At 63.4% G+C, this 25,163-nt stretch carries 27 protein-coding genes; 14 read left to right on the top strand and 13 right to left on the bottom strand.

The annotated features are described in order from the left end of the window. Window positions 1-16 precede the first annotated feature (16 nt). Window positions 17-1,105, bottom strand: a complete 1,089-nt coding sequence (locus ACP2YO_RS40915) for a radical SAM/SPASM domain-containing protein (RefSeq protein WP_426436857.1) — start codon at window positions 1,103-1,105, stop codon at window positions 17-19. 404 nt (window positions 1,106-1,509) lie between these two features. On the opposite strand from ACP2YO_RS40915, the gene ACP2YO_RS40910 reads away from it, so the two are divergent. Both ACP2YO_RS40910 and ACP2YO_RS40905 read left to right on the top strand, forming a co-directional pair. After that, entirely contained in the window at window positions 1,510-2,505 is a 996-nt protein-coding gene (locus ACP2YO_RS40910) for a glycosyltransferase family 2 protein (protein WP_426436856.1), read from the top strand. Next, entirely contained in the window at window positions 2,502-3,827 is a 1,326-nt protein-coding gene (locus tag ACP2YO_RS40905; RefSeq protein ID WP_426436855.1) for an O-antigen ligase family protein, read from the top strand. Before ACP2YO_RS40910 ends, ACP2YO_RS40905 begins: the two co-directional genes overlap by 4 nt. Here the strand turns inward: ACP2YO_RS40905 and ACP2YO_RS40900 are convergent. Further along, entirely contained in the window at window positions 3,824-4,915 is a 1,092-nt protein-coding gene (locus tag ACP2YO_RS40900; RefSeq protein ID WP_426436854.1) for a hypothetical protein, read from the bottom strand. The two genes, ACP2YO_RS40905 and ACP2YO_RS40900, sit on opposite strands and share 4 nt — an antisense overlap. Window positions 4,916-5,093: 178 nt before the next feature. On the opposite strand from ACP2YO_RS40900, the gene ACP2YO_RS40895 reads away from it, so the two are divergent. Genes ACP2YO_RS40895 through ACP2YO_RS40885 form a run of 3 tightly spaced genes read left to right on the top strand, consistent with a single transcriptional unit; the run spans window position 5,094 to window position 8,220 of the window. Next, on the top strand, window positions 5,094-6,041 hold the full coding sequence (locus ACP2YO_RS40895; RefSeq protein WP_426436853.1) for a cupin-like domain-containing protein: 948 nt from the start codon (window positions 5,094-5,096) through the stop codon (window positions 6,039-6,041). A 22-nt stretch (window positions 6,042-6,063) separates the two neighbouring features. Further along, on the top strand, window positions 6,064-7,011 hold the full coding sequence (locus ACP2YO_RS40890; protein WP_426436852.1) for a hypothetical protein: 948 nt from the start codon (window positions 6,064-6,066) through the stop codon (window positions 7,009-7,011). 18 nt (window positions 7,012-7,029) lie between these two features. Further along, the gene (locus ACP2YO_RS40885; protein ID WP_426436851.1) at window positions 7,030-8,220 is read left to right on the top strand and encodes a GNAT family N-acetyltransferase; all 1,191 of its coding nucleotides are present in this window, start codon (window positions 7,030-7,032) and stop codon (window positions 8,218-8,220) included. A 41-nt stretch (window positions 8,221-8,261) separates the two neighbouring features. On the opposite strand, the gene ACP2YO_RS40880 is transcribed toward ACP2YO_RS40885, so the two are convergent. The 4 genes from ACP2YO_RS40880 to ACP2YO_RS40865 all read right to left on the bottom strand — a co-directional run bounded on the left by ACP2YO_RS40880 (window position 8,262) and on the right by ACP2YO_RS40865 (window position 11,013). Continuing rightward, entirely contained in the window at window positions 8,262-9,209 is a 948-nt protein-coding gene (locus ACP2YO_RS40880) for a DUF5996 family protein (RefSeq protein ID WP_426436850.1), read from the bottom strand. Window positions 9,210-9,347: 138 nt separating this feature from the next. Beyond that, complete coding sequence (locus ACP2YO_RS40875) at window positions 9,348-9,485, bottom strand: hypothetical protein (RefSeq protein ID WP_426436849.1); 138 nt, start codon at window positions 9,483-9,485, stop codon at window positions 9,348-9,350. Between the two features lie 142 nt (window positions 9,486-9,627). Further along, window positions 9,628-10,227 carry an NAD(P)H:quinone oxidoreductase gene (gene wrbA, locus ACP2YO_RS40870; RefSeq protein ID WP_426436848.1) on the bottom strand — a complete coding sequence of 200 codons (600 nt, stop codon included), beginning with the start codon at window positions 10,225-10,227 and terminating at the stop codon, window positions 9,628-9,630. Between the two features lie 87 nt (window positions 10,228-10,314). Next, complete coding sequence (locus ACP2YO_RS40865; RefSeq protein ID WP_426436847.1) at window positions 10,315-11,013, bottom strand: pirin family protein; 699 nt, start codon at window positions 11,011-11,013, stop codon at window positions 10,315-10,317. A 149-nt stretch (window positions 11,014-11,162) separates the two neighbouring features. Here ACP2YO_RS40865 and ACP2YO_RS40860 point away from each other — a divergent pair, with 149 nt between their 5' ends. Together ACP2YO_RS40860 and ACP2YO_RS40855 are read left to right on the top strand one after the other, a co-directional pair. Continuing rightward, window positions 11,163-12,071: a LysR family transcriptional regulator gene (locus ACP2YO_RS40860; RefSeq protein ID WP_426436846.1), complete on the top strand. Its 909-nt coding sequence runs from the start codon at window positions 11,163-11,165 to the stop codon at window positions 12,069-12,071. Window positions 12,072-12,198: 127 nt separating this feature from the next. Next, window positions 12,199-12,573 carry a hypothetical protein gene (locus ACP2YO_RS40855; protein WP_426436845.1) on the top strand — a complete coding sequence of 125 codons (375 nt, stop codon included), beginning with the start codon at window positions 12,199-12,201 and terminating at the stop codon, window positions 12,571-12,573. 16 nt (window positions 12,574-12,589) lie between these two features. Here ACP2YO_RS40855 and ACP2YO_RS40850 read toward each other — a convergent pair whose 3' ends face one another. From ACP2YO_RS40850 to ACP2YO_RS40835, 4 genes are all read right to left on the bottom strand, one after another. After that, the gene (locus tag ACP2YO_RS40850) at window positions 12,590-13,057 is read right to left on the bottom strand and encodes a YbaK/EbsC family protein (protein ID WP_426436844.1); all 468 of its coding nucleotides are present in this window, start codon (window positions 13,055-13,057) and stop codon (window positions 12,590-12,592) included. Window positions 13,058-13,078: 21 nt separating this feature from the next. Continuing rightward, window positions 13,079-13,822, bottom strand: coding sequence for a haloacid dehalogenase type II (locus tag ACP2YO_RS40845; RefSeq protein WP_426436843.1), 744 nt, complete (start codon window positions 13,820-13,822; stop codon window positions 13,079-13,081). 68 nt (window positions 13,823-13,890) lie between these two features. Beyond that, window positions 13,891-15,414: a solute symporter family protein gene (locus ACP2YO_RS40840; protein ID WP_426436842.1), complete on the bottom strand. Its 1,524-nt coding sequence runs from the start codon at window positions 15,412-15,414 to the stop codon at window positions 13,891-13,893. A 1-nt stretch (window position 15,415) separates the two neighbouring features. Then, window positions 15,416-15,727, bottom strand: a complete 312-nt coding sequence (locus ACP2YO_RS40835) for a DUF485 domain-containing protein (protein WP_426436841.1) — start codon at window positions 15,725-15,727, stop codon at window positions 15,416-15,418. A 171-nt stretch (window positions 15,728-15,898) separates the two neighbouring features. Here ACP2YO_RS40835 and ACP2YO_RS40830 point away from each other — a divergent pair, with 171 nt between their 5' ends. Next, on the top strand, window positions 15,899-16,783 hold the full coding sequence (locus tag ACP2YO_RS40830; RefSeq protein WP_426436840.1) for a LysR substrate-binding domain-containing protein: 885 nt from the start codon (window positions 15,899-15,901) through the stop codon (window positions 16,781-16,783). A gap of 6 nt (window positions 16,784-16,789) precedes the next feature. Here the strand turns inward: ACP2YO_RS40830 and ACP2YO_RS40825 are convergent, their stop codons facing one another. After that, window positions 16,790-17,674: an amidohydrolase family protein gene (locus tag ACP2YO_RS40825; protein ID WP_426436839.1), complete on the bottom strand. Its 885-nt coding sequence runs from the start codon at window positions 17,672-17,674 to the stop codon at window positions 16,790-16,792. Between the two features lie 231 nt (window positions 17,675-17,905). On the opposite strand from ACP2YO_RS40825, the gene ACP2YO_RS40820 reads away from it, so the two are divergent. From ACP2YO_RS40820 to ACP2YO_RS40810, 3 genes are all read left to right on the top strand, one after another. Next, window positions 17,906-18,292 carry a hypothetical protein gene (locus tag ACP2YO_RS40820; RefSeq protein WP_426436838.1) on the top strand — a complete coding sequence of 129 codons (387 nt, stop codon included), beginning with the start codon at window positions 17,906-17,908 and terminating at the stop codon, window positions 18,290-18,292. A gap of 318 nt (window positions 18,293-18,610) precedes the next feature. Next, window positions 18,611-18,736, top strand: a complete 126-nt coding sequence (ykgO, locus tag ACP2YO_RS40815) for a type B 50S ribosomal protein L36 (protein ID WP_002718645.1) — start codon at window positions 18,611-18,613, stop codon at window positions 18,734-18,736. Window positions 18,737-18,867: 131 nt separating this feature from the next. Continuing rightward, window positions 18,868-19,521 carry a tetratricopeptide repeat protein gene (locus tag ACP2YO_RS40810; RefSeq protein WP_426436837.1) on the top strand — a complete coding sequence of 218 codons (654 nt, stop codon included), beginning with the start codon at window positions 18,868-18,870 and terminating at the stop codon, window positions 19,519-19,521. Window positions 19,522-19,624: 103 nt separating this feature from the next. Here ACP2YO_RS40810 and ACP2YO_RS40805 read toward each other — a convergent pair whose 3' ends face one another. Then, window positions 19,625-19,801, bottom strand: coding sequence for a hypothetical protein (locus ACP2YO_RS40805; protein ID WP_426436836.1), 177 nt, complete (start codon window positions 19,799-19,801; stop codon window positions 19,625-19,627). Window positions 19,802-20,131: 330 nt separating this feature from the next. Here ACP2YO_RS40805 and ACP2YO_RS40800 point away from each other — a divergent pair, with 330 nt between their 5' ends. Both ACP2YO_RS40800 and poxB read left to right on the top strand, forming a co-directional pair. Next, complete coding sequence (locus ACP2YO_RS40800) at window positions 20,132-21,091, top strand: alpha/beta fold hydrolase (RefSeq protein ID WP_426436835.1); 960 nt, start codon at window positions 20,132-20,134, stop codon at window positions 21,089-21,091. Between the two features lie 127 nt (window positions 21,092-21,218). After that, window positions 21,219-22,955, top strand: a complete 1,737-nt coding sequence (poxB, locus tag ACP2YO_RS40795; RefSeq protein ID WP_426436834.1) for a ubiquinone-dependent pyruvate dehydrogenase — start codon at window positions 21,219-21,221, stop codon at window positions 22,953-22,955. Window positions 22,956-23,016: 61 nt separating this feature from the next. Here poxB and cycA read toward each other — a convergent pair whose 3' ends face one another. Next, on the bottom strand, window positions 23,017-23,412 hold the full coding sequence (gene cycA, locus ACP2YO_RS40790; RefSeq protein WP_426436833.1) for a cytochrome c-550 CycA: 396 nt from the start codon (window positions 23,410-23,412) through the stop codon (window positions 23,017-23,019). Between the two features lie 231 nt (window positions 23,413-23,643). Between cycA and ACP2YO_RS40785 the strand changes: the two genes are divergently transcribed. Continuing rightward, window positions 23,644-25,137: an FAD-linked oxidase C-terminal domain-containing protein gene (locus ACP2YO_RS40785; protein ID WP_426436832.1), complete on the top strand. Its 1,494-nt coding sequence runs from the start codon at window positions 23,644-23,646 to the stop codon at window positions 25,135-25,137. Window positions 25,138-25,163: the final 26 nt, after the last annotated feature.

Here is a 25,163-nt window from a genome sequence, read left to right as displayed (position 1 = left end):
TCGCTCCGCTGCGGCGTCAGGCGGCGTTGTTGCCGGCCAGCAGGGTCAGGCCCATTTTCATCTTGTCCTGAAGCGTGCGCTGCGCCAGGCACGTGAACAGGCACAGCTTGTCGCAGCCGATGGTTTCCTTGCGGCGGGTGCGGGCTTCCTCACTGTACCAGATCTCGCGCGCGGTCTGAGTGCGGACGTTGCCGATCGGCTTGAAGAACCAGCAGACTTCGAGACGGCCGTCGGAACGGATGAAGTAGTTGCGCATGCCAACCCGGCAGGGCATCACTTCCTTGGGCGCCTTCTCGCGGCGGAAGTGGTTCGGCCAGGCCTTCAGCACCGCCTCGCCGTTGAGGATCGGCGCGCCCTCGCGCTTCAGCCGCAGCAGTTCGTCGCGAACCTTGATGAGATCGTCCATCTCGTTTTCGCCGATCCACAGCTCATCCTCGACCTCCTGCGTGCCCTGCTCGACCGGCTGGAAGCTCAGCGCGGTGGCGCCGATCTGCTGGATCCAGTCCACCATTTCGGGCAGGCGGCGGAAGTTCAGCCTGTGCACGACGGGCTTGATGATGATCGGGAAATCCAGCCCCTCGGCGCGGCGCATCTCGGACACGTTGCGGATGCCTTGCATGATGTCGTTCAGCGAGTTCTCAACACCGCGCGAATAATTGTGGATCGTCGGATCGGTGGAGTCGATCGAGATGTTGATGTTGAAGGGGCGCGCTTCGACGGTCCGCGCCACGATCTTCTTGTTGAGATAGGCGCCGCCGTTCGTGGTGACGCCCCAGTGGATGTCGTTCTCGCGGCAGAACCGCAACAGGTCGAGAAAGCCCTTCTTGATATAGGGCTCGCCGCCGGCGAACTCGACATGGTAGGCGCCGATGAATTCTTTCAGGCTCGAGAGGGCGAGCTGCCACTCTTCGATGCTCATCTCCTCGCGGTAGTTCGGGCGGCGCCAATAGTCGCAATAGCGGCATTTGTAATTGCAGCGTTCGACCACCTCCGCGAAGATCGACGCCGGGCGGGTGACGTCGCGTCCGGTGCGGAGATAGAGTTCCTCCGAGAGCGCATTGCGGACGTGCTTGGTGCCGAGCGAGACGAGGTCGAGCGCTTTCAAGATGAACCTCACGCGGTTTTGCGTTGTTGTGATCGGATCGATTGCTGATTGATGGGTCGATCAGCAAATTGGATGCCAGTCGGAACCCGAAACGTGCCTGGCTCAGGCGTGGCCGCTCTTAACCCTAAGGACTCGCTAACGGCGTCACCGATCACAGGGGCTTCGCGTTCGCACAGCTATCCATCGCGGCAAATCACTTCATTAGACTTCAAATTAACCTTGCGGCGAAATCGCCAGGACCGGTGTGGCCACTGGATCGGATTTTGCCATGTGATCGCCGTAACCTTTGAACCGCATCCGCATTGTTGCTTACGGCGGTCATCTTGGGACGATCATGTCCCATTGTGACCCGTGCCGGGATGATGCGCCTTCGCGGATCGAGATGAGGCCAGGAGGCCAAGCAGATGTCGACCGAGCTTCCCACTGCCGACCGTGCCTGGGTGACCGCGTCGCCTGCGCTCGACTTCACCATCGAGACCGTGATCTGCATCCCGAGTTTCCGGCGGCCGACGCATCTGCGGCTGACGCTGGAATCGATTGCGGCACAGCGGACCGAACGCCGCTTTGCGGTCGTTGTGGTCGAGAACGATGCCTCACACTGCGAAAGCGTGCCGGTCGCGGCCGAGTTCCTCAATTCCGGCCGGCTTCGCGGCGTCTGCATCGTCGAACCCCGGCAAGGCAACTGCCAGGCGATCAACGCGGCGTTCGAGACCGCGCTCGAGACGTTTCCGCAGGCGCAGAATTTCCTGATGATCGATGATGACGAGGTCGCCTCGCCCGACTGGCTGGAGCACATGGTGCGGATGGCCGAGACCACGGGTGCCGAGATCATCGGTGGGCCGGTGTGGCCGAAGTTCGATGACAAGCACAAGGGTGGCCTCAAGCGCCATCCGGCGTTTGCGCCGGCCTATCACACCAGCGGTCCCGTCCCTGTGATCTATGGCTGCGGCAACTGCCTGATCCGGCGCGCGGTGTTCGAGCGGCTTGGGCATCCTGCCTTCGACCTGCGCTTCAACTTCCTCGGCGGCGGCGACCATGATTTCTTCGCGCGGGCTCGCCGCGCCGGCTTCCGCTTCTTCTGGGTGACGGAGGCTGATATCAGCGAGACCGTTCCGGAGAGCCGGACCAATCTCGGCTGGATCGTCCGGCGCGGTTTGCGGATCGGCGCGATCAACTATCACATCGAGCGCAAGGCGGCGCAAACGGTCTGGTCGCGTGCGGCCGTGAAGGCCAAGATGTTCGGTCTTGTGCCATTCTCGCTGTTCCGCTTCACGCGCATCGTCCTGAAAGAGCAGCAGGCGGTGATCGCGATGCATCCGATGGTGGTCGCCATCGGCAGCGCGCTGGCCGTTCTCGGCATCGAGCCGCAGCCCTATTCGGCTTCCAAGATCGCGTCGTGACCGGTTTTCCCATCACCGCGGAAAGCCGGGCGCTGATCGCGGAAGTCTCGCGCCGGCCGGCGATGGATTTCGTCCGCGGCCCGATGTTCGTCGGCATCCTGCTCCTGGTCTGGATATCGCTGCACCCGTTCGAGGATCTGAGCAGCTTCTACGTCGGTGACGTCACGACCGGCAGGGAGGCATTCCTCTACGGCTTGTTCGGCGTGCTGATGGCCGTGATGCTTGTGCTGACCATGCGCGACAACATGCCGGCGCTGAGATCGCTGATGACACCGGCGTTCCTGCTGTTCGCCGGCTGGGTCTGCGTCACGGTCGTGCTGTCGTTCGATCCGGCCACGTCGCTGCGCCGGCTTTCACTGACGGTGTTTGTCGTGGTGGTGACCGCGACCATATTGCTGCTGCCGAAGTCGCAGGGCGAGTTGATGCGCTGGTTCAGCATCGCCGCGCTCGTCCTGCTCGTGACCTGCTATCTCGGGGTCTTGCTGGTCCCGCATCTGTCGATCCACCAGGCGACTGATCCACAGGAACCGGCACTCGCCGGCAACTGGCGTGGCGCGTTCGGGCACAAGAACGTGGCCGCCGCCATGATGGCGATGCTGATCTTCCTCGGCATCTACCTGATCAGGGCCGGCGGATGGCTGTCGGGCATCGCGGTGGCGGGGCTGGCCTCGGTCTTCCTATTTTTCACCGAGGGCAAGAGCTCGATTGCGTTGTGCGGCGCCGTCCTGCTGCTGAGCTCGCTCACCTCGGTGATCCGCTCGTTCTGGGCGCGTGCGTTGCTGCTGTTGACTCCGCTAGTGCTGCTCAATCTGCTCAGCGTCGGCACCGTCATGAGCGACACGCTGGCCGGGATCGCCGACCTGCTGCCGATCGACACCTCTTTTACCGGCCGCGCCGACATCTGGACTTTCGCTCTCGACTCGCTGCATCAGCGTTTGCTGACCGGATACGGCTTCGAGTCGTTCTGGGGCACCGATGCGATCCAGAATCTGCAGGAAGGCAAGGAGTGGGCGGGTTATGCCTCGCACAGCCACAACGGCTACCTTGACACGGCGCTCGGCACCGGCCTGCCGGGCCTCGCGCTCCTGATCGCGGCAATCGTCGTGAAGCCGCTGCGGGATTTCCAGGCGGCGGATCTGGGAGGCAATGACGGCCCCCTGACGATGCTGTTCCTCCGCATCTGGCTGTTCGGTCTTTATCTGTCGTCAATGGAAAGCTTTTTCCTCGATCGTGCCGATACGACATGGGTGACGTTCCTGATCGCGGTGTTCGGGCTGCATTATCTTGCCCGGTTCCGGATGAAGGCCGGAAGTCCTACCTAGAGCTGCGCGCGCACGGCGTTCGCGACGTCGGTCCACCAGCCGTCGAAATCAAACGGCAAGTGTACGGTTGGCCGCTTGAGCGCCGCGACGATCGTGTCTGCATAGGCCGCACTGTCGGCTTCGCGCGGCACCAGAAGGATGGCGCCGCGGTCGATCAGTTCCTTGAAGCGCGGATGATGTTCGAATTCATCCAGCAGGGCCGGGCCGGTTACGATCAACGGCCGGCTGGACTGCACGCAGGCCAGCACGCTCGACCGCCGCGCGGTCAGGCCCTCATCCAGCGGATAGCAGAACGCGTCGACTTCGTTGAGCAGGCCGAACACCTCGTGATCCGAGGCGACATAGCCGGAGACGATCACGTCGCCCTTGAGCCCGAGTTCGGCGACGCGTGCGTAGAACTTGTGCTCGATGTTGTCGACGCCGCGGATGAAGGAGCCGACATAGACGATCAGCGGCCGCAGCCCGCGCTCCTTCAGGACCGCGCCGATCTCGAGCAGCCCGTTCGGCTGCTTGCCCGGATAGATCGAGCCAAAATGCCCGATGATGAGCTGGCGGTCGCCACGCGCAGCAACCAGCCGTCGCCGCAATTGCGAATCCTCGATTCCGGCCGGCGCTGCGATATTCGGCGGCAGCGGCGCCAGCACGCACTTGCCGACCATGCCGCGCATGAAGCGGTCGTCGGCAAGCTCCCGCCGCACCAGCGGCGAAAACATCACGATGGCATTGGCCAGCCATAGCGCCGGAACGTAGGTCAGCCGGCGCATCCTGTTGAGGCCGGCCCATTCGTGCTGAATCAACACAACCTTGCGGCGCCGCAGCCGCGCAAAAACAAGCGCGAGCAGCGGCCGGACGATCACCCGCTTCCAGGCCACGATCGGGAAGCTGCAGACCACGCTCTCGGCGCTGCCGACCGCGCGCCAGATATCGCCGATCGTCCCGATGGTCTGCGTCAGGGTTAATGCCGTGCTGGTGCCAGGCTCGATCTTTTCGATGGTCTCCTGCAGCAGGCGCGTGAATTGTCCGACGCCGCATTGCATCTGCGGTCCAGCGCCGAGGAACAGCGCCCGGTATCGGGGTCTTTCGGTCATTTCAGCGGCGTGATCCGGTGGCGTTGCCGTTAGCCATATCGCCGAGACATTAGCTTCGGGTAAGCGGCCGCACCCACCAACGGCATCGTTCTTGCCAATCTCTCCGCAACAACCCTCCGCTCGTCCCGGAACGGGACATCGGATGAATAAAATGGCGCAACATATCGGGAGCGCGACAATGACGACGGGCAGCATCTTCACGAACTGGGATGACAGCCATTCCCAGCTCTGGAGCCATTGGCCGATCCGGCTCGAGCACAGCATGCACAAGCAGCCGGCGTTTTCGATGGACGATCTCGCCAGATTGATCGAGATCTATCCGCGCGAGCATTACAGCCTGGTCAAGACCGGGCCCAAGGGATCGCGCCGGGTCTGGCGCGAGGGCGAGATCGGCAAGCTGAGCGGCCGCCAGGTGATCGAGGCGATCTCGCGCGGCGGTCTGTGGCTGAACCTGCGCAACGTCACCGCGATCGATCGCCGCTACCGCGACATGATCAATCGGATGTTCGGCGAGATCTCAGTCAAGGTCCCCGGCTTCGACGCGCCGACGCACCAGGCCGGCATCCTGATCTCATCGCCGGACGCGCAGGTCTATTACCACGCCGATCTGCCGGGGCAGGGCCTGATCCAGATCGCCGGCCGCAAGCGCGTCTACGTCTATCCCAATACGGCGCCGTTCATCCGGCCCGAGCACCTCGAGAACATCGCGCTGTTCGACGTCGAGGTCGACGTCCCCTACGAGCCCTGGTACGACTGGCACGCGCAGGTAATCGATCTCGAGCCCGGCCAGATGTTGAACTGGCCGCTCAACGCGCCGCATCGGGTCGAGAATCTCGATACCGTCAACATCTCGGTGACGGTATCCTATGTGAACGACGATATCCGCCGCGCGCAGATCCTGCACCTCGCCAACGGCATGCTGCGCCATCGCTTCGGCTACAAGCCGCGGAGCCGCAGCATTCGTGGTCCGACCTTCTTAGCCAAGCAAGTGATGCAGAAGCTGCTGCGCGACGGCAAGTGGGTGAAGCGCGAGCGTTCGGTGCGACGCCAGATCGACTTCCGCCTCGACGAGACAGGTCCCGGCAGGATCGTCGATTTGCCGAAGACGGCCTTAGAGGTGGCATAGCGAAACGGCGAGGAGCGGGACGGTGACGACAGGCAGGTTTTTCACCAAATGGGATGACACCCATTCCGAACTGTGGAGCCATCAGACGATCCGGCTCGAGCACAGCGTGCACGAGCAGCCGGCGTTCTCTCTGGATGAACTCGCTAGGCTGATCGAGACCTATCCACGCGAGCATTACAGCCTGGTCATGACCGGTGCCCGGGGATCGAGCCGCATCTGGCGCGACGGCGAGATCGGCAAGCTCAGCGGTCGCCAGGTAATCGAGGCGATCTCGCGCGGCGGTCTGTGGCTGAACCTGCGCGAGGTTTCCTCGATCGATCGCCGTTATCACGACATGATCGATCAGATGTTCGCCGAGGTCGCGGCCAAGGTCCCGGGATTTGAAATGCCGACCCATCAAGCCGGCATCCTGATCTCGTCGCCCGATGCGCAGGTCTATTATCACGTCGACCTGCCGGGGCAGGGCCTGATTCAGATCGCCGGCCGCAAGCGTGTCTATATCTATCCGAATACGCCGCCCTTCATCCGCCCCGAGCATCTCGAGGACTGCGCGCTATTCCAGTCCGAGGTCGATATCCCCTACGCTGCCTGGTACGACCGGCATGCCCGGGTGATCGATCTCGAACCCGGCCAGATGCTGAACTGGCCGCTCAACGCGCCGCACCGTGTCGAGAACCTCGGCACTTTCAACATCTCGATGACGGTGTCGTACATGAACGACGATATCAGGCGCGCCCAGGCCCTCCATCTCGCCAACGGGATATTGCGCCGTCGTTTCGGCTACGCGCCGAAGAGCCGCAGCCTGCACGGGCCTGCGTTCTGCGCGAAGCGTGTCATGCAGCGGCTGTTGCGCGACAGCAAATGGGTGAAACGCGAGCGCGCCGTGCGCTGCCTGGTCGACTTCCGTCTCGGCGAGACTGATCTCGGCAAGATTGTCGGTCCGCCCAAGGCGGCATCGCAGGCAGCGTAGGGCAGGCAGATTCTGAAAATGACAATGTTGACGACGACGGTTGGAAAGCTTGGTGGGCGGGCATCCTCGCACGCCATCGGCTTCCGCGTCGAACTGTTGTCGGATTGGGCGCGGGCGATGGCGCGCTGGGGATCGTTCGATCCGCCAACCGCGTTTCAGCATCCGCAATGGTATGCATCGTGGTACAGCGCTTTCGCGACGGCTGCCGGCGTCGACCCGCTGATCGCTGTCATGACCGACGCTGTGACCGGCGAGCGCGCCGCGCTGCTCCCGCTGATCCGCCGCCGGCAGGGCAGTATTCGTATTGTCGAATTCGCCGATCTCGATCTCACCGATTATAACGCGCCGCTGCTGGGGCCCGCCGCGCCGCGTGACGCTGCTGCTGCACGTCTGCTTTGGCGTGACCTGCGCTCGGCGCTGCGCTCATCGGCCGGTGGCGCGGATCTTGTCCGCCTGCGCAAGGTGCCCGCCGAACTCGGCGGCCGGGCCAATCCGCTGGCGGTGCTCGACGCCGCAGGACCCTGCTCGCTCAACGGCAACCCGATCTTGACCGGCGAAGACTACGACGCCTGGCGCTACACGCTGGACAAGACCGTACGCAAGGAGCTGGAGCGGAACTGGCGCGTGTTTACGCGCGATCCCTCGGCTGCCTTCAGGATCGCCGCCGATGCCGATGAAGCGCTCAAGATCCTGTCGACCACGGAGGTACAACAGGCCTCGCGGATGACATGCCTCGGGCTCAACTTCATCCTCAATGGCGAGAATTGCACCGCGTTCTATCGCGGCCTTGTCCGCGAAAGCAACGGCAACGGTTACGCGGTGCTGACGGCGCTGATCGCAGGCGAGGAGGTGGTGGCGACCCTGCTCGGCATCCGCACCGGCACGCGCTATGTCATGATCCGCATCAGCAATGCCGGCGGTAAATGGTTGAACGTCTCGCCGGGTCGCCTGATCATTGAGCGCACCATGGCAGCGCTGCACAAGGACGGCGTGCGGGAATTCGACCTCTCGATCGGCGATTATCCGTACAAGCGCCGGTTCAAGCCGGCGCGGATGCCGCTGGTCGATCTCAGTGCGTCCCTGAGCTGGCGCGGCTGGCCGCACGCGCTGCGCGACCGCGCCGTGCTGGCGCTGCGTCACTATCCGAAGCTCACCGCCCGGCTGAAGCAGATGCTCGGCAAGTCACCGCCGTCGCGCGAGCGGCATTGAGCCGCCGGCAACGCCCCACTACGTCGGCGCTTGCTTCGATCTCAGCACTTCCTGACCACCCCGGGCCGGCCCGGCGCGCATTCAAGCGCGTCGCGGTCCCAGTTTGCGTTGATCGCCGCAGCCTCATAGCTCGATTGCAGGAAATCGAGCAGCGCCTTGTCGGGATCGGCAGCCGTGCGGACGGCATCGTATGGCAGGACGAATTCACCGAGCGCCTCGCTGAAGAATGCAGCGTCAGGCTGGACCCGCGCGCTGCGATAGCCCGCCGGCGCGGGGTAGGCGTAGGAATAGAATGCCGGATAGTCGATCGCGGCGCCGCCGGGCCAGAAGCCGGCGCTGCTGACCTCGTGCGAATAGGCTTCTTGCGCCACGTCATCGGGCAAATGTGGCACTCCGCCGGGATGCCGCGGCGCTGTCCTGCCGGAGAAGCGCGTGACCGCGAGATCAAAGCTGCCCCAGAAGAAATGCACCGGGCTCGCCTTGCCGAGAAAACCGGTACGGAATTGCTTGAACACGCGGTCGCAGTTCACGAGGATCTGGTGAAAACGGTGCACGGCGTCCGCATCGTAGGAGGCATGCTGCGTATCCTGCGGAAACCGGACAGGGTCGGGCAGTTCGTTCGGCATCTCGTCAATCGTAACGTCGACGCCGAGCTCCTTCAGGTTGGCCATGACAGCTGCGTAGAAGCTCGCGACCGATTGCGGGACGAGCGCGAATTGACGCTCGGTGCCGTCGCTGGTCGATAGGCGGAAGACGTGATCGATGAAATCGAAATCGATCTGGAACGTTCGGTCGCCGTCCGGGATCGGCGAGGTCGTCAACCCGCGCGCGGTGACATAGAGCGTGACGTGCCAGGAATGATTGAGCCAGGGCGACTTCGCCAGCCGGATCTTGCCGGCGATCTGGGTCCAGAGCTGCAGCGTCGCACAGGTGTCACGCCACGCCCCGGTCGGTAGTTCGGGCCAACGGGTGTTCGGAGTGGTGGTCATGATAAACCTCTGGCTACCGGCGCGCGGGCCCATGCTTATCACGAATTGGTTGGTTCCGGTGTCAGCGGCGCGTCTGTGACAGAATCGTTGCACGGAGGAGGAGCGGCGTTACACCGGTCCGACGCCGTCACGGCAACGTCACGACGCGGTGCATTCCGGGCAACGGCGCTGTCCGCGCGTGGCGCGGAACAGGCTCTTGCACCACCAGCGCCGTGCGATCGCCTGCACGGGGCGTTGCACCAGCTGAGCCATCAAGAGAAGTTCGACCATCGCCATGTCCGTCGCCGCCTGCCTGACAGCAAAAATAGGGCGGCATCTCCGAGGGAGAATGCCGCCCATATCACATCAGCCATGCGGTTAGCTGCGGAGCTTAGCCATGAGGCCTAGCCTTCGAGCTTAGCCATGGGGCTCATGCAGCTTAGCCATGAAGCTTCTTGGCGGTCTCCGCGATCATGCGTCCCTGATAGCGCGCGCCGGCGAGCTCGTTCTCGCTCGGCTGGCGGCTGCCGTCGCCGCCGGTGATCGTGGTGGCGCCGTAGGGTGCGCCGCCGGTGACCTCATCGAGCTTCATCTGGCCGGCAAAGCCGTAGTTGAGGCCGACGATCGTCATGCCGAAATGCAGCAGGTTGGTGATGATCGAGAACAGCGTGGTCTCCTGGCCGCCATGCTGGGTCGCGCTGGAGGAGAACGCGCCGCCGACCTTGCCGTTCAGCGCGCCCTTGGCCCAGAGGCCGCCAGCCTGGTCGAGGAAGTTGGCCATCTGCGAGGCCATCCGGCCGAAGCGGGTGCCGGTGCCGACGATAATGGCGTCGTAATTGGCGAGGTCGTTGATCTCAGCGACCTGTGCCGCCTGGTCGACCTTGTAGTATGAGGCCTTTGCCACTTCGGCCGGCACCAGCTCGGGCACGCGTTTGATGTCGACAGTTGCGCCGGCTTCGCGCGCGCCTTCCGCGACGGCATTCGCCATCGCTTCGATGTGACCGTAGGCGGAGTAATAGAGGACGAGAACCTTGGCCATGATGGCCTCCTTTGGGTTTGCAGGGCAGATGATTTTGCGAATGGGGCATGCGCGGACGTCTGTCCGCGCATGATGGTGGTGAGGTGATTAGGCCGCGTCGACCAGCACCAGCTCGGTATCCTCGAGCGCGGTGATTTTCAGCGTGGCCTCGTCGCGGATCGCGGCGCCGTCGCGTGCATTGACGCGCACGCCGTTGACATCCACGCAGCCCGCTGCCGGCACCAGATAGAGGTGACGAGCCTTGTCGGCCGCATATTCCGCGCTCTCGCCGGCCTTCAGCGTGGTGGCGAGCACCCGCGCATCGGCCCGGATCGGCAGCGCATCCTTGTCGCCCTCAATGCCCGAGGCGATGGTGACGAGCTTGCCGGAGCGGTTGGCCTTCGGGAACGGCTTCGAGCCCCAGGTGGGGTGACCGCCCTTGGTGGTCGGCTCGATCCAGATCTGGAAGATCTTGGTCTTCGACGGCTCCAGATTGTACTCGGAGTGACGGATGCCGCTGCCGGCGCTCATCACCTGGACGTCGCCGGCTTCGGTGCGTCCCTTGTTGCCGAGCGAATCCTGGTGCGTGATCGCGCCTTCGCGGACATAGGTGATGATCTCCATGTTGGCGTGGGGATGCGCGGGAAAGCCGGAGTTGGGCGCGATCTCGTCATCGTTCCACACCCGCAAGGAGCCGTGGCTGACGTGCTCAGGGTCAAAGTAGCTCGCGAAGGAGAAGTGATGCTTCGCCTTCAGCCAACCATGGTCGGCACCGCCGAGTTTTGCGAATGGTTTCAGTTCGATCATTTTCGTCTCCTTGGTTTCGGCGTCGCGGGAAGGGGCTTCCGGGCTTGCCAAAACTTCGATAGCCCTTGGATATGCCTCCCGCTTTGGTATAGAAATAGAAACTATTGAAACTCATTGTTTCTCGTATTGACCAATCGGGATAACTGGCCATGCCGAAACTGCCGGACTTCGAGGCGCTCGCGATTTTCGCAAAAGTCGTGGAATTGCGGTCGTTTGCGGCGGCCGCGAGCGAGCTTTCGCTGTCCAAGGCCACGGTCTCCAAGGCGGTCAGCCGGCTGGAGGAGCGGCTCGGCGCGCGGCTGTTCAACCGCACCTCGCGGCGGCTGGCGCTGACCGATGCCGGCCAGAAATTGTCGGAGCGCGCGGCGCGGCTGCTCGCCGACGGCGAGGCCGCCGAGAACGAAGCGCTGGCGCAATCGACCACGCCGCGCGGACTGGTGCGGCTCGCGGTGCCGATGAGTTTTGGCATCAAGACCGTGGCGCCGCTGTTGCCCGAGTTCATGGAGGCCTATCCGGAGGTCGCGATTGACCTGCATCTGAGCGACGCGACGGTGGACCTGATCGGCGAAGGCTTTGACGCGGGCCTGCGCATCGCGCGGCTGCCGGATTCTTCGCTGATCGCGCGCCGGCTCTGCGCCATGCCGCGCTACACGGTGGCCGCACCCTCCTACCTGAAGCGTCACGGCCGGCCGACCCATCCGATGCATCTCGCCGAGCATAGATGCTTCGGCTACGCTTATCTCTCGACGCAAGGCGTCTGGCACTACACCAATGCCGCCGGCGAGCAGGCCAATGTGCGCCCGGCAGGCCAGTTGCGGGTCAATAATGGTGAAGCCGTGATGCCTGCGCTGGTCGCCGGCCTCGGCATTGCCGACCTGCCCGATTTCATCGTCGGCGAGGCGATCGCCCGCGGCGAAGTCGAGGTGATCCTGAAAGGCTGGCACCAGCCCGAGGGCGCCGTGCATCTCGTCACTCCGCCCGGCGGCCCGCGCCCCGCCCGCGTCGAGGTGCTGGCGGATTTCCTCGCCAAGCAATTTGCGAAGGGGAAGAAGCGGTAGCGGCCCCGATTGCCTTCACATTTAGTTGTCCGCGCGAACGATCCTTGGCCGTATTCATTGGCCAGTTTGCACCAAGTGGGCCGTGCGGAACCGCGCCCTCGTCACAACCAAATGAAAGGACCCGGTCATGCAACCGCAGCGGATTGTCCTAGGCCTTGCGATCGCGATTGGCGGCGGCCTGTTCGCCGCCCCTGCGTTCTCCCAGGAAGAGCGTGGGACCTGGGAACAGCAAATGGCGTGCACGCCCGATGTGATGCGCCTGTGCAGCGACCAGATTCCCGACGTCGGCCGGATCACCGCCTGCCTGCGGCAGAACACGGCGTTGCTCGGTCATTCCTGCCGCGCGGTGTTCGAGTCGAATGCCAGCATGCAGCAGCCGTCCCGGCCACAGCGGCCGATGGCGCGCGCACCGCAGCCGCAGACGATACAGCGTCCGCACGCCGCGCAGCCGGTCCCGATCGCGCCGTCGCGGCCGTCCTCCGACGACGATGACGACGAATGATGGTTAGGACCTGACTTTAGGACCTGACCTCACAGACATCGACCCATTCGGCCGATGTCAGCTCCGCCATCCGGTCGGGCGTGATGCGCACCGCGCTGTGGGTCGAGCCCGCCGCCGGCACGACGACGTCGAAGGCCTTCAACGACACGTCGCAATAGATCGGTAGCGGCGTCTTCAGCCCGAACGGGCAGACGCCGCCGACCTCATGGCCGGTGATCTCGGCGACTTCGTCGAGGCCGAGCATCTTTGGTTTTCCGCCGAACAGCGCCTTCACCTTCTTGTTGTCCATCCGTGACGTGCCGCTGGCGACGATCAGCACCACGCGGTCGCCGACACGCAGGCTCAGCGTCTTGGCGATCCGCGCCGGTTCGACGCCATAGGCCTCCGCCGCCAGCACGACGGTTGCGGAACTTATTGTGGATTCGATCACGGAAATATCGGGTGCCTTCTCGGCGAAGAAGGCACGGACGGACTCGAGACTCATATTGTTCAGGACCCTTACAATTCAGGATCTGGCAGACACCAGGGCAGGCAGTTCGGAGAGACCGTGGATACGGTGATCCGGCACGACGCCGAGTTCATCCATCTGGGTACGCAGGGCCTTGAACATCGTCAATGGGGCAACCGTCTCGCTGTCGACGCAGGCGAGCGCCATCGCTTCCGGCGTCACCCGCTCGATCCATGCGACGTTGAGGCCGAACGCCTTTGCGCCGCAGGCGTCCCATGGATTGGAGGAGATGAACAGCACCTCCGCAGGCGGCACGCCCAATACCTCTTCGATCAGCATGTAGGCCTCAGGCGCCGGCTTGAACACCTTCTTCGCATCGACGCTAATGGTTGCGTCGAGCAGACGGTCGAGCCCGCTATTGCGCACCAGCGCGTTGAGCATATCGGGGCTGCCGTTGGAGAGGATCGCAAGCTTGCGGTCCTTCATCGCCTCGAGCGCGGTGACGGCGTCTGGATAGAGATCGAGATGCTGATACTTGTCGATGATGCGGCTGAAGGTCGCCTCATCATATTCCAAGCCGAGGCTGCGCAGCGTGTAGGCCAGCGCATCGCGGGTGGCGACGGAGAACCCCTGGTAGCGCCGCATCAGCGTACGCATCCAGGAGTATTCGAGCTGCTTGATGCGCCAGACCTGCGTGATGATATCGCCATAGCCCGGAAAGGCGTCCTCGGTGACGTCAGCCACCGACTGGACGTCGTAGAGCGTGCCATAGGCGTCGAAGACAATTGCTTTGATGGTCATGGCAGGCGCTCTTTTTGTTTTGGCCGGGCGGCTTAGTTACGGGAAATGGCGACTTCGTTATCCTCGTTCTATTTCGGAACGACGCCGGTGTGAACCTGCAACAGGAATGAATCGAAGCGCTTTTCGTTCTCGATGTCGCGCCCGGCGATCAGCGTGCCGAGATAAGCACCGAGGAAGCCAAGCGGCAACGATACCACGGTCGGGTTGACCAGCGGCCACAAGGCGTCGGCGCCGCGCATCGCCGGCCCGATCATCGCCAGCACGACCGAGGAGAGGAGGCCAACGGTCATGCCGCCGACCACGCCGCCGGTGTTGAAGCGCCGCCAGAACAGCGACAGGATCAGCACCGGAAAGTTGGCGCTGGCGGCGACGCAGATCGCCAGGATCACCAGCACCGCGACGTTGACGCCTTGCGCCAGGATTCCGAGTGCGATGGCGAGCACCCCGATCACGACGGCGGCAATGCGCGCGATCCAAACCTCTTGTTTGCCGTCGACTTGACCGTGCTTGACCCAGTTGGTGTAGAAATCGTGAGCGATCGCGCCCGACGTTGACAAGGTCAACGCCGACACGACTGCAAGGATGGTCGCCACCGCGACGGCTGCGACAAAGCCCAACATCAAGTCACCGCCAAAAGTGCCCTTGCCACCGCCGAGATATTGCGCAAGCAGCGGCAGGGTCAGATTGCCGCCTTTGTCCGCAGCGCGGATAACGTCCTGGCCGACGAAGTTCGCGGCGGCCAGCCCGAACAGGGTGGTGCCGGCGAAGAACGCCCCCGCCAGAAACATGACCCAGACTACGGAGCGCCGCGCCGTCTTCGCGTCCGGGACGGTGTAGAACCGCGTCATCACGTGCGGCAATCCTGCCAGTCCGAGCACATAGCCGAGCCCGAGTGAAACCTGGTCGAACGGATTCTTCAGGTAATTGCCGGGCATCAGATATTGTGCGGTGTATTTCCGCTCGGCGTCGGCAAACAGTGTCAACGGATTGAAATGCACCAGCGACATGATCAGCACCAGCATGATCGCGCCGGCGCTCAACATCAGCGCGGCCTTGACGATCTGTACCCAGGTTGTGGCCAACATGCCGCCGAAGGCGACGTAGATGATCATGCTGACGCCGACGAAGATCACGGCCCAGTCGTAGGAGATGCCGGTAAGCAGCCGCACCAGCGCGCCGGCGCCGGCCATTTGCGGCATCAGATAGGCGAAGTTGACGACCACCGTTCCCGCGATCGCCGCAAGCAGCGAGGTTCGCGATTGCATCCGGCTGCGAATGACGTCGCCAAGTGTATATTTGCCGGTGTTGCGCATCGGCTCGGCGATCAGGAAAAGCACGGTGCAGAAGGCGACCAGCGGACCGAGTGCGTAGAATGCGCCGTCCATGCCGTACAGCGCGGTCAACCCGGTAAATCCCAGGAACGCCGCGGCGCTGCACCAGTCGCCAGCCAGCGCAAACCCGTTCTGTGCGGCAGTGAGCTGGCTGTCGGCGGCATAAAAGTCGCTGGTGGTGGCGGTGCGCTTCGCCGCCCAATATGTGATGCCGAGTGTGACCAGGAGAATGATCGCAAATATTCCGAGGGTGATGCTCATCTCAGTCTTGCGCCCCGATTTCTGCCGCGGCCTTTGCGGCCAGTGGATCGAACACCTCGCCGGCGATGCGCCCGTAAACGATGGCAAGCACCCACGACAGCAGGTAGTTCAGTGCGATCAGCACAAAGCCGAAATTGACCGAGCCGATCACCTTGGTGCCCGTCAGGCCCCTGGCGAAGCCTGCGAGTATCGTGAGGCCGATATAGCCGACCATGAAGATAATCGTCATCGGCACCAGATATCGGAGCTTTTCTGCGATCAACTGCCTGACCAAGGCATGCGCAGCCTCAAGCGAGGCGCTGTTGCGAACCATCGTCCCCTCCCTGCCGGTTATTGTCTTGCGTCCCGCGTTGACGTGGGTTGGCCCATCCGCGTGCGCGGTCATGCGCAAGACGGGCGCTACGTCTTTACGGCTCGGTGGTGAAGTGGCAAAATGAATAATAACAATGATCGATATCGCAATTTTCGATAATGGAGCGGCAGCATGAATTTCGATATCGACTGTCTGCGGTCGTTTCTGGTCGTTGCCGATACGATGAGCATTTCACGGGCTGCCGAGAGCGTCGGCCGCTCGCAGTCGACCGTGAGCCTGCAGATCGCCAAGCTCGAAACGCAAATCGGCAAGGGCCTGCTGACACGCCGCAAGGGCCGCGTGATCGAGCTGACGTCCGAAGGCGGCAAGCTCGTGCAGTACGCCCGGCGGATCCTGCAGCTCAACGACGAAGCCTATGCGTCGATGTCGGACGATGTTCTCTCCGGCTTCGTCAAGCTCGGCGTGCCGCTCGATTTTTTCGGCCGCGACTTCACGGCGTGGCTTGCGCGCTTCAAGAACAGGCATCCGATGGTCGGGCTCGAAGTCGAAGCCAACCAGTCAGAAAACCTGCAGAAACGCTGTGCGCGGGGCGAGTTCGATTTGGCGTTTTTCAAACAAGAGACCGGTGCGAAGCTCGGCACCGTCGCGCTGCGTGAGCAACTGGTCTGGGTTAGCGGGCCGAATTTTGCGCCCGGCGCACAGGAGTCGGTGCCGTTGATCCTGTTTCCGGAAGGCTGCGCCTATCGGCGCGTCGCGATGGCCGCACTGAAGGATCACAAGCGACCATGGCACCTCAGCTTCGTCAGCCCGAGTTTCGAATGCCTCAAGTCGGCGGCGGTCGAGGGGATGGGCATTACCGTGCTCGCGCGCGCACTGGTGGCGCCACCGCTGCGCGTGGTGCGTCACGGCCTGCGACTGCCGCAACTGCCAACTATCGAACTGGTTTACGCCTACGGCCGGCGTAGCAATTCCCGCGTCGTCGGCGAGCTTGCCAGCTACCTTGCCGACAGTCTCGGCAATGCGGGCGGCTCGGGCGCCGTTTCGATGATGGCGTGATGTCCTCTAGATGCCCAAAATCTTCCGCGCGTTGGCCTTCAGCACCTTGGGGCGGATCTCCTCGCGGACGTCGAGTTTTGCGAAGTCGGCGAGCCAGCGGTCCGGCGTGATCACCGGCCAGTCGGAACCGAACAGCATCTTGTCCTGCAGGATCGAGTTGATGTAGCGCACCAAAATCGGCGGGAAATATTTCGGCGACCAGCCGGACAGGTCGATATAGACGTTCGGCTTGTGGGTCGCGACCGACAGCGCCTCTTCCTGCCACGGGAAGGAGGGATGCGCGAGGATGATCTTGAGGTCGGGAAAATCCGCCGCGACGTCGTCCATGTACATCGGGTTGGAGTATTTCAGCCGCATCCCCATGCCTCCAGGCATGCCGCTTCCGACGCCGGTCTGGCCGGTGTGGAACAGCGCGATCGCCCCGCCGTCACTGATCGCCTCATAGAGCGGATAGGCCATGCGGTCGTTGGCGTAGAAGCCCTGCATGGTCGGATGGAATTTGAAGCCGCGGACGCCGTACTCCTCGATCAGCTTGCGCGCCTCGCGCACGCCGAGCTTGCCCTTGTGCGGGTCGATCGAGACGAACGGGATCAGGACGTCCAGATGCTCGGAAGCGATCTCCAGCATCTCGTGATTGTTGTAGCGGCGGAAGCCGGTCTCGCGCTCGGCGTCGACCGGGAAGATCACCGCGGCGATGTTCTTCGAACGGTAATAGGCCGCAGTCTCCGGCACGGTCGGGGGGTGCTTGTGCGGCGATTTGAAGTAGTCCGCCATCTGCGCTTGGAAGTCGTCATAGCCGTCGTCGCCATGCATCCCGCAGGGCTCCTCAGCATGGGTGTGGATGTCGATCGCGACGACTTTCTCGATATCGGGCAGTTTCAGCTTGGGCATGGCGGTTTCCCCCGGCGGCTTGATTGTTGGGTCCGGCAAATTGATTATACTATATAATTATTTTCGCAAGCAGCTTCACGTGGCGGGGCGGCGGTCCCGTCGTCATCCCGGACATCGCGAAATCGTGTTCGGCCGGACGCGGGCTGTGAAGCAGATCATACGGGTGGGGTAATGATTGTGTCAGAATACAACTTTTGATTGCTAATCATTTCCATATGAAGGAGTTTCATCATGGCCAATACCGAACCCAATCTCTACGAGCTTTCAGGCCACGGCATTCACGTCACCTATTCGACGACCAGCATCACGGGGAAGCCGGCCTTCAGCTATCACGACGGGTCTCAGACCAAGACCTTCATCGGCGACGAGATCCAGATCCAGACCTCGATGCTCGGCACGCTGGTCAGCGTGTTCCTGATGCGGACCATCGACGGGCCGTCGACATCGTTCACGGTGTTGCTTCCGGGCGTACGCCTGACCGGACCCGAGGTCGTCAACATCTCGACCGAGGGCATCACGACCCTGCACAAGTTCGCCATCTTCGGGCCGCCGCCGGGGCAGACCGAACTCTACACGGTGCATCGGCTGCAGGGCACCGCACGATTCGCCGTGTTCTAGGCGCCGCCATGGCGTGCCGCCGGGACACCTCCCTTCCGGCGGATGGTGGCACTGGCGGCAGGGAGGTTGGGCTGGTCGATCTCCCTGCCGCCGGTTTTTCCTGTGATTCCAATGGCACACCCGAGTGCTCGCCCGGTTCCCACTGGCTTGTGCGGGCTGAAGACCGGCCCGTTTCGGTTGACATTTGGCGGTCCGATGGCTTAGAAACCGCCCCGTCCCGGGCGGCAGGCCGCTTGTCGGGATAAATCCCATTTTGCCTTTGGGCATTGATCAGGCACGGCCTCCAACACGGGCCTTTCGAATTAACAGGATTGTCCCATGAAGGTCCGTAACTCGCTGAAGTCGCTGCGTGGCCGCCACCGCAATAATCGTCTGGTCCGCCGCAAGGGCCGGGTCTATGTGATCAACAAGGTCCAGCGCCGCTTCAAGGCGCGCCAAGGCTGATCCGCGCCAAGGCTGATGCACGATTGACCGGAGGCCGATCGGCCTTTTTCGGTCCCGGAACTAGCGCTCTTTCACAGCTCTTTGACGCCGTGCTGCTTTGCAGCGCGGCTTTGTGCGTTTAGACTTCCTCGATGGGATCAAGACTCCTAGGGCTCAACAACCGGCTGGCGATCGTGATCGCGGTGCTGCTGGCCATGCCGGCCGCCGCCGCGGCACAAGGTGATCCCCGGGTCATCCCGCCGCCGAAAGCGCAGAAGAAGCTGCCGGAAGCTCCGAGCAAGCTGCCGACGGTTCCCGCCGACCGTACCCGCGGGCTGGATTTCCTGTTCGGGGCGCTGAAGGCCGCCCCCGATGAAACCAGCGCCCGCCATGTCGAGGCGCGGATTTGGGCGCTCTGGCTGCAGACACCAAGCGATACTGCGGCGCTTCTGATGATGCGGGCCAAGGCCGCGACCGACGCCCAGAACATCGACGTCGCGTTGAAGCTGCTCGATGCCGTGATCAAGCTGCGGCCCGATTACATCGAAGCCTGGAACCGGCGCGCGACGCTCTATTATCTGAAGAACGACTACGCCCATTCGATCGAAGACATTCAGCAGGTCTTGATCCGCGAGCCCCGCCATTTCGGCGCGCTCGCGGGCCTCGGCATGATCCTGCAGGAGGTCGGCGACGACAAACGTGCACTGGATGCCTTCCGCAAGGCGCTCGCGGTCGACCCGTATCTCGAGAAGGTGCCTGAATTGGTCAAGCAGCTCTCCGAAAAGGTCGAAGGCCGCGATATCTGATGGCGGACCGCTCGCCGCGAGCGCGGCGCTGGCGACCGCCAACGAAGGACCCGAGATGCATTGAACGCTGAGGCGCCTCAAGCCGCTGAGGCGCCTCAAGCCACTAATGGAGGAACCTGCCGCGCGGCGCGCTGTCCTGGGCTGCGGCCGCATAGAACTGCTGCAGCTCAGCTTCCAGATGCTCATTGACGAGCAGCAGTGCCTTCAAGGCGCCACGCAGGTCGCCATTGCAGCTTGCCACGATTTGATCGATGGCCGTCTCGCTTGGGTCGGAAATCATGGGTACTCCTCCGAATATTCCCGTTGAACTCGTCGTCTGGACCCTCGGTTCCTGTGAATATCGTGGACAGAACAAGGAACCGTTCCGGCTTCGATGAAGCATCGCGCCTCATGGCGAAATTGGCGCCGACAATGTAGGAAATAGCTAATGACGCTGGTATGAACCCGCTATCCACAGGCTGGCCGCATTGTGGAAAACCATCCGCAGGCACGAACCGGAAAAAGTGGCAATCGGCTGTCCCAACAAGGTGATGCCCGGGCGAGATACCAGCCGGCGCGCGAAACCGACCCTTGATGCTGCCGTAACTCCCCGGTGCCCAGGATTGCCCCCATGCTGATTGTGATCGTCGTGCTGGCGCTGGCAGGTCTGGCGCTGGCGACCCAGGCAGGCGTCCTGCCGATTCAACGTGCCTTTCCGCCCGAGGGCCGCATGATCGAGGTGTCGGGCGCGGTCTTGCACGTCGTCGAGCTCGGGCCGCGCGATGCCGCCGGGCCGCCGGTCGTGCTGCTGCATGGCGCAAGCTCCAATCTCCGCGTGATGCAGCATCCGCTCGGCGACAGGCTGGCCAAAGCCCGCCGCGTGATTCTGATCGACCGTCCCGGCCACGGCTGGAGCACGCGCGACCGCGTGGAAGACTCGACGCCCGCGATCCAGGGCCGGATGATCATGGAGGCGCTGACCAGGCTCGGCGTCGACAAGGCGATCGTGGTCGCGCATTCCTGGGCCGGCGCGCTCGCTTTGCGCATGGCGCTGGACGATCCGGACCGTGTCGGAGGTCTCGTGCTGCTCGCCCCTGTCGCCTATCCTTGGACCGGCGGCGTCGGACTCTACAATGAGGTGATTTCGACGCCGTTGATCGGGCCGCTGCTCGCCTACACGATCACGCTGCCGCTGGGCTATCTGGTCGCTGAATCAGGCGCGCGCGGCGTATTTGCGCCGCAGGCGATGCCCGATCATTTTGTCCAGGACACCGCGACGCCGCTGTTGCTGCGTCCACGCGAATTCATCGCCAATGCGCGCGACCTCGTGACGCTGAAGGCCGCCGTCGCCGCGCAGGCGCCGCGCTATTCGGAGATCACGGCGCCGATCACGATCATCTCGGGCGACGCCGACGAGACGGTTTGGATCGACATCCACTCGCGTCCGCTTGCCGCCACCGCGCCGAACGCGAAGCTCATCGTGCTACCAGGCGTCGGCCACATGGTGCAGGACGCCGCGCCTGATCTCGTGGTGTTCGAAATCGAGACGATGGCCGGCCGCATGATGCGGCCGGTTGCGGCGGCGCAATAGCGACCGTGGACCGATCGCGCCGTCGTGGCCGGCGCGAAATGTGATCCGGCGAGCCTTGCGCCGTCGCGTGGCGCCGAACATCATGCGGTTCCCGGTTTCGGATCTCCTCACCAAAAGGACAAGCCCCATGCGGATCGACAATGTCGCCGACCTCATCGCAGAGACGCTCACTCAGGCCGGTGTGAAGCGCATTTTCGGCGTTGTCGGCGACAGCCTCAACGGGCTGACCGAGGCCTTGCGCAAGCGCCAGACGATCGACTGGATCCATGTTCGGCACGAGGAAGTGGCTGCGTTCGCGGCCGCTGCGGAAGCCCAGATCACCGGCGACCTTGCGGTTTGCGCCGGTTCGTGCGGCCCCGGCAATCTGCATCTCATCAATGGTTTGTTCGATGCGCATCGCAGCCGCACGCCGGTGCTGGCGATTGCGGCGCAGATTCCGTCGGCCGAGATCGGCGGCGGATACTTCCAGGAAACCCATCCGCAGGACTTGTTCCGCGAATGCAGCCACTATTGCGAGCTGGTGTCCGATCCGGTGCAACTGCCCTACATGTTGGAAAATGCCATTCGCGCCGCGGTCGGCAAGCGTGGTGTCGCCGTGCTGGTGATTCCGGGTGACGTCGCGCTCAAGTCAGCGCCGAAACGCGAGATATCACCCAACGCCGGCCTGTTGCCGGCTGCGCCGGTGGTCCGGCCGGCTGAGGCCGAGTTGACGGCGCTGGCCGATCTCCTCAACGGCGCCAAGCGCGTGACGCTGTTCTGCGGGCGCGGCTGCGCTGGCGCGCATGACGAACTGATGAAGCTCGCCGAGGCGCTCAAGAGCCCGATCGTGCACGCGCTCGGCGGCAAGGATCATGTCGAATACGACAATCCGTACGACGTCGGCATGACCGGCTTCATCGGCTTCTCCTCCGGCTATGCAGCGATGCACGCCTGCGACGTGCTACTGATGCTGGGCACCGATTTTCCCTACAAGCAGTTCCTGCCGACCGGCATCCAGATCGCGCAGGTCGATATCCGCCCGGAAAATCTCGGCCGCCGTTGCAAGCTCGACCTCGGCCTCGTCGGCGATGTCGGCGAGACCATCGCCGCACTGCTGCCGAAGCTCACCGTAAAGACCGAACGCAAGCATCTCGACGCCAGCCTCGCGCATTACAAGGATGCCCGCGCCGGGCTCGATGATCTCGCGCGCGGCAAGCCGGGCCAGAAGCCGATCCATCCGCAATATCTCGCCCGCCTGCTCAGCGAGCAGGCCAGCGAGGATGCGGTGTTCACCGCCGATGTCGGCACGCCCACGATCTGGGCCGCGCGCTATCTCAAGATGAACGGCCGCAGGCGTCTGATCGGCTCCTGGGTCCATGGCTCGATGGCCAATGCGATGGCGCACGCGATCGGCGCGCAGGCGGCACAGCCCGGCCGGCAGGTGGTGTCGATGTCCGGTGATGGCGGCTTTGCCATGCTGATGGGCGACCTCATCACGCTGACGCAGATGAAGCTGCCGGTGAAGATCGTGATCTTCAACAACAGCGTGCTCGGTTTTGTGGCACTGGAGATGAAGGCCGCCGGCTTCGTCGAGACCGGGGTCGAACTGCAAAACCCCGATTTTGCGGCGATGGCTCGCGCCATGGGCATTCATGGTATCAGGGTCGAGGACCCCGGCGAACTCGAGGGCGCGATCCGCGACGTGCTGGCGCATAATGGTCCGGCTGTGCTCGACGTCGTCACCGCGACGCAGGAACTGTCGATGCCGCCGACCATCACGCTGGAACAGGTCAAGGGCTTCAGCCTGTGGGTGCTGCGCGCCGTGATGAGCGGCCGCGGCGACGAGGTGGTCGACCTGGCCAAGACCAATCTGCTGCCGCGCTGAGTGACGCGAGAGCAAGTCCGCCCTGACATCCGTGCCAGGGCGGACGCGACTTCAGGCGAAGCTACTTCTTCTGATTGCCGTCCTTGTCGAACGACGAAATGTAGGCCCAGATATTGTTGGCCTCGGCCTCGTTCTTGATGCCGACGAAGGCCATCTTGGTGCCGGGGATCTTGGCCTTGGGGTCCTTGATGTATTCGAGGAACTGGTCCTTGTTCCAGGTGATGCCGGAATTCTTGTTGGCGTCCGAATAATTGTAGTCCGGCGCGCTGCCGGAATGGCGGCCGTCGAGGCCGTTGAGCTCGGGGCCGACCTTGTTCTTGGCGCCTTCACCGATCGCGTGGCAGGCCAGGCACTTGTTGAACGAGGTCTTGCCGGCGGCGACATCCTGCGCCAGCGCGGAGGATGCGAAAGCCAGCGATGTGACGACCGCCAGCGCGCTCAAAGTCAGTATCTTCATGGGGTGCTCTTCGTTTCGTCCCGGGAGGTGTGACTCGTTTGTGGCATGGCCGGCTTACACCGGACAAGCCACGAAACTTTGACAGGCTTCATGATCGACCGCTTGCCTCAGAGAGAACTCAGCCGGCGTGGCGAAGGCAATCCGACCTTCGGCCGGGTGATCGAAACAGGTGCAGACATGCTTGATTTGTCGTAACAAATCGGCAAACGGCGAACTCCCGAGGGAATACCGATGTCCATCATGATGCCGGCGGCCGATCAGGCCGTGCTCGATCGCCGCGGCGAAATCATAACAGCCTTGCGCGCGATCGTTCCGGGCGAGGGCGTGATCGACTCTGCGGCCGAGATGCTGGCCTATGAATCCGACGGGCTGACCGCCTATCGGCAGCCGCCGATGGTCGTGGTGCTGCCCGACACGTCGGAGCAGGTCGCAAAGGTCCTCAAATATTGCCAGGCGGAAGGCATCAAGGTGGTGCCGCGCGGCTCCGGCACCTCGCTGTCCGGCGGCGCGCTGCCGCTCGCCGATGGCGTGCTGCTGGGGCTCGGCAAGTTCAAGCGCATCCGCGAGATCGATTTCGACAACCGCGTCGTCGTCACCGAGCCCGGCGTCACCAATCTCGCGATCAGCCAGGCGGTCGCGCATGCCGGCTTCTATTATGCGCCAGATCCGTCGTCGCAGATCGCCTGCTCGATCGGCGGCAATGTCGCGGAGAATTCCGGCGGCGTGCACTGCCTGAAATACGGCATGACCACCAACAACGTGCTCGGCTGCGAGATCGTGCTGATGAGCGGCGAGATCCTGCGCATCGGCGGCAAGTCGGCGGAGAATTCCGGCTACGACCTGATGGGGATCATCACCGGCTCCGAGGGCCTGCTCGGCGTCATCACCGAGATCACGGTGCGCATCCTGCAGAAGCCGGAGACGGCGCGCGCGCTGATGGTCGGCTTCGCGCAAGTCGAGGCCGCCGGCGAATGCGTGGCCGCGATCATCGGCGCCGGCATCATCCCGGGCGGCATGGAGATGATGGACAAGCCCGCGATCCACGCCGCGGAAGCTTTCGTCCATGCCGGCTATCCGCTCGACGTCGAGGCACTCCTGATCATCGAACTCGATGGCCCGTCGGTCGAGGTCGACGAGCTGATCAAGCGGGTCGAGGCGATCGCGCTGGGCTGTGGCTCGACCTCCTGCCAGATATCCACCTCGGAGGCCGAACGCAATCTGTTCTGGGCCGGCCGCAAGGCGGCGTTCCCGGCGGTCGGGCGCATCTCGCCGGACTATCTCTGCATGGACGGCACGATCCCGCGCGGCGCACTTCCGAAGGCGTTGTTACGCATCCGCGAGCTGTCAGAAAAATATCAACTTGGCGTCGCCAACGTGTTCCACGCCGGCGACGGCAATCTGCATCCCCTGATCCTCTATGACGCCAACAAGCCCGGCGAGATCGAACGCGCCGAGGCGTTCGGTGCCGACATCCTGCGCTGCTGCGTCGAACTCGGCGGCGTGCTCACCGGCGAGCACGGCGTCGGCATCGAGAAGCGCGACCTGATGCCGGAAATGTTCACCGAGATCGATCTGAACCAGCAGCAGCGCCTGAAATGCGCCTTCGACGCCCAGGGCCTGCTCAATCCGGGCAAGGTGTTTCCGACCTTGCATCGCTGTGCCGAACTCGGCCGCGTCCACGTCCACGCCGGCAAGCTGGCGTTTCCGGATATCCCGCGGTTCTAGGCGCGCAACGGACCGGGGAGATGATG

It is taken from the genome of Bradyrhizobium genosp. P (assembly GCF_049949265.1).
In the GTDB taxonomy this organism is placed as follows: domain Bacteria; phylum Pseudomonadota; class Alphaproteobacteria; order Rhizobiales; family Xanthobacteraceae; genus Bradyrhizobium.
Note: the sequence above shows the minus strand (reverse complement) of the source record. Positions and strands in the feature narration are given on the sequence as shown.

Excerpts from the sequence above, each read along its gene's own strand:
- ACP2YO_RS40865 (WP_426436847.1), bottom strand. The coding sequence starts at position 11,013 with ATGATCGAACTGAAACCATTCGCAAAACTCGGCGGTGCCGACCATGGT.
- ACP2YO_RS40860 (WP_426436846.1), top strand. The coding sequence starts at position 11,163 with ATGCCGAAACTGCCGGACTTCGAGGCGCTCGCGATTTTCGCAAAAGTC.
- wrbA (WP_426436848.1), bottom strand. The coding sequence starts at position 10,227 with ATGGCCAAGGTTCTCGTCCTCTATTACTCCGCCTACGGTCACATCGAA.
- ACP2YO_RS40845 (WP_426436843.1), bottom strand. The coding sequence starts at position 13,822 with ATGACCATCAAAGCAATTGTCTTCGACGCCTATGGCACGCTCTACGAC.
- ACP2YO_RS40885 (WP_426436851.1), top strand. The coding sequence starts at position 7,030 with ATGACAATGTTGACGACGACGGTTGGAAAGCTTGGTGGGCGGGCATCC.
- ACP2YO_RS40910 (WP_426436856.1), top strand. The coding sequence starts at position 1,510 with ATGTCGACCGAGCTTCCCACTGCCGACCGTGCCTGGGTGACCGCGTCG.
- ACP2YO_RS40895 (WP_426436853.1), top strand. The coding sequence starts at position 5,094 with ATGACGACGGGCAGCATCTTCACGAACTGGGATGACAGCCATTCCCAG.
- ACP2YO_RS40875 (WP_426436849.1), bottom strand. The coding sequence starts at position 9,485 with ATGGCGATGGTCGAACTTCTCTTGATGGCTCAGCTGGTGCAACGCCCC.
- ACP2YO_RS40800 (WP_426436835.1), top strand. The coding sequence starts at position 20,132 with ATGCTGATTGTGATCGTCGTGCTGGCGCTGGCAGGTCTGGCGCTGGCG.
- ACP2YO_RS40855 (WP_426436845.1), top strand. The coding sequence starts at position 12,199 with ATGCAACCGCAGCGGATTGTCCTAGGCCTTGCGATCGCGATTGGCGGC.
- ACP2YO_RS40805 (WP_426436836.1), bottom strand. The coding sequence starts at position 19,801 with ATGATTTCCGACCCAAGCGAGACGGCCATCGATCAAATCGTGGCAAGC.
- ykgO (WP_002718645.1), top strand. The coding sequence starts at position 18,611 with ATGAAGGTCCGTAACTCGCTGAAGTCGCTGCGTGGCCGCCACCGCAAT.
- ACP2YO_RS40810 (WP_426436837.1), top strand. The coding sequence starts at position 18,868 with ATGGGATCAAGACTCCTAGGGCTCAACAACCGGCTGGCGATCGTGATC.
- ACP2YO_RS40850 (WP_426436844.1), bottom strand. The coding sequence starts at position 13,057 with ATGAGTCTCGAGTCCGTCCGTGCCTTCTTCGCCGAGAAGGCACCCGAT.
- poxB (WP_426436834.1), top strand. The coding sequence starts at position 21,219 with ATGCGGATCGACAATGTCGCCGACCTCATCGCAGAGACGCTCACTCAG.
- ACP2YO_RS40820 (WP_426436838.1), top strand. The coding sequence starts at position 17,906 with ATGGCCAATACCGAACCCAATCTCTACGAGCTTTCAGGCCACGGCATT.
- ACP2YO_RS40785 (WP_426436832.1), top strand. The coding sequence starts at position 23,644 with ATGTCCATCATGATGCCGGCGGCCGATCAGGCCGTGCTCGATCGCCGC.
- ACP2YO_RS40830 (WP_426436840.1), top strand. The coding sequence starts at position 15,899 with ATGAATTTCGATATCGACTGTCTGCGGTCGTTTCTGGTCGTTGCCGAT.
- ACP2YO_RS40840 (WP_426436842.1), bottom strand. The coding sequence starts at position 15,414 with ATGAGCATCACCCTCGGAATATTTGCGATCATTCTCCTGGTCACACTC.
- ACP2YO_RS40880 (WP_426436850.1), bottom strand. The coding sequence starts at position 9,209 with ATGACCACCACTCCGAACACCCGTTGGCCCGAACTACCGACCGGGGCG.
- cycA (WP_426436833.1), bottom strand. The coding sequence starts at position 23,412 with ATGAAGATACTGACTTTGAGCGCGCTGGCGGTCGTCACATCGCTGGCT.
- ACP2YO_RS40835 (WP_426436841.1), bottom strand. The coding sequence starts at position 15,727 with ATGGTTCGCAACAGCGCCTCGCTTGAGGCTGCGCATGCCTTGGTCAGG.
- ACP2YO_RS40900 (WP_426436854.1), bottom strand. The coding sequence starts at position 4,915 with ATGACCGAAAGACCCCGATACCGGGCGCTGTTCCTCGGCGCTGGACCG.
- ACP2YO_RS40825 (WP_426436839.1), bottom strand. The coding sequence starts at position 17,674 with ATGCCCAAGCTGAAACTGCCCGATATCGAGAAAGTCGTCGCGATCGAC.